This window comes from Bathymodiolus platifrons methanotrophic gill symbiont (genome assembly GCF_002189065.1).
Taxonomy (GTDB): Bacteria; Pseudomonadota; Gammaproteobacteria; order Methylococcales; family Methylomonadaceae; genus Methyloprofundus.
The window spans coordinates 1-1610 of record NZ_BDMN01000529.1; the positions used below are offsets into that span (position 1 = coordinate 1).

Consider the following 1610-nt stretch of genomic DNA (forward strand, 5'->3'; position numbering starts at 1 on the left):
CCTGCTGTATGCTGTTGAAGAATATCTAAAAAGTCTTGATCTATTCCACTGTATTCAGGGGTAGAGGTCTTTTTTTTCGACCGCCTCCAGGTTGTCTGATTCCTGTTATATCCAGTTCTAATTCGGTGAGTTCTTTTTTTCCTTGGCGGATAGTTTTTGGGTCACACTCTAATAAAGCTGAAATATAGTTAACGCCACCATGAGATAATTTTTCACTTTCAATGGCGGCATACCGTCGCTTATTTTTTTCACAAAGTGAGTCATAAAATTTCTTCATCGACTTTTCGATATTTTTTTTATAAGGAAATGACATAAGACAACCACTGAGTAATAAATTAAGATAACCTTAATTTAGGGGAGATATTTCATTATTCAAGCTTGGCTGCTTCAGGAAGTTATTTCGTGCACATTCCTTAGGTGTCGTTTTCGACCCGGTTAAACAAACGCTATATCATGCGCTAAAAGGACAAGGGATTTTTCGTAATGACTCTCGATGGTCTTTGCATACTCCGGAACCTTCAAGCTCCCAGGCACTGACCTTTATCACCGATCGTAGCTTTACTGAGCACTCGCAATATTCCAGCGTACTGACTGAGCTAGAGGCAATAGCCAATCAATGCAACTATGACGGGCTCAAGATAATTCAACAAGGTGGAGCGGCAATGAATGCTTGTTGGGTATTAGAGCAGGAACCTGCCTGTTATTTTAAGTTTCCCAAACCTGAGGCCGGTGGCGGGGGGCTGTGGGATTTTGCTGCGACAGCATGTCTATTTAACGAAATCAATGCAGTGGCTAGTGATATTTATAGTCAAACTCTGGACTTAAATCGCCCTGATTCTACTTTTATGAACCATCGTGGTGTTTTATATGCCACAGATAGGCCGTTGGCAAAGCGAATTGCTGATTTATATTGCCAGTTAAATTCAGGCTGATTATATTAATCTTTCCTGGTTAAGTACAACTCTCAGCCAAAGTAAAATTAAGCCTTAAACATCAGTATGTTAAAAAACACGTCATTCCCGAAGTCTACCCAGTCAAGCGTGGGCACAAGCTTTATCGGGAATCTATGCTTAACCAACGAGATTCCTGCTAAAAACATACAGGAATGACGAGCTATGGCTGAGAGTGATGGGTAATCAGCATCTTAAGCCAGGTTTCTGGCTGCCCACCTTCTAAGGAATAAGCACGAAACAACTTCCCGATATTAATTATTCTTGAGGAATTGCACGGTAATTCCATTTTGGTAAATGTGTATCAAATACAATCGGCATTATTTCTTTGAAGTCAGCGGCATATTTTCGTCCTGTCTCGTATATTTTGTCGAGTATGTGAACAATTGTTGTTAGTCCTTTTGACGTTGATGTTCTAGAAATCAATGTTTTAACTGTTTCAACCGAGTCAAATACAACACCTTCACAAGCACGAGTCACATGAGGAAAAAAACGATGTTCAATGGGATTATACTGGGAGGTATAAGGAGGATAGTGGGCAATCCTAATTTCCAATCCAAGTGCATTCGCAGTCTTTTGTAAATCTTCTTTAAAAATGTAGTGCCGTGAGCTGTTACTCCCTCCACCATCGCAAAGGATCAACAATGATTTTGCTTTAGG

The 1610-nt window shown here is 40.2% G+C and carries 3 protein-coding genes; 1 reads left to right on the plus strand and 2 read right to left on the minus strand.

The window, feature by feature from the left end; all coding sequences use genetic code 11:
• Positions 1-40 precede the first annotated feature (40 nt).
• Positions 41-313 (minus strand): hypothetical protein, encoded by a 273-nt coding sequence (locus tag CDZ78_RS20140; RefSeq protein ID WP_087868120.1) that lies wholly within the window; start codon positions 311-313, stop codon positions 41-43.
• A gap of 49 nt (positions 314-362) precedes the next feature.
• Between CDZ78_RS20140 and CDZ78_RS20145 the strand changes: the two genes are divergently transcribed.
• A complete protein-coding gene (locus CDZ78_RS20145) occupies positions 363-932 on the plus strand; it encodes an inositol monophosphatase family protein (protein WP_087871548.1) in 570 nt (189 codons plus the stop codon).
• A 276-nt stretch (positions 933-1208) separates the two neighbouring features.
• Here CDZ78_RS20145 and CDZ78_RS20150 read toward each other — a convergent pair.
• Positions 1209-1610 (minus strand): ISAzo13-like element transposase-related protein (locus CDZ78_RS20150; RefSeq protein ID WP_444979225.1); only part of this gene is annotated, 402 nt, incomplete at its 5' end.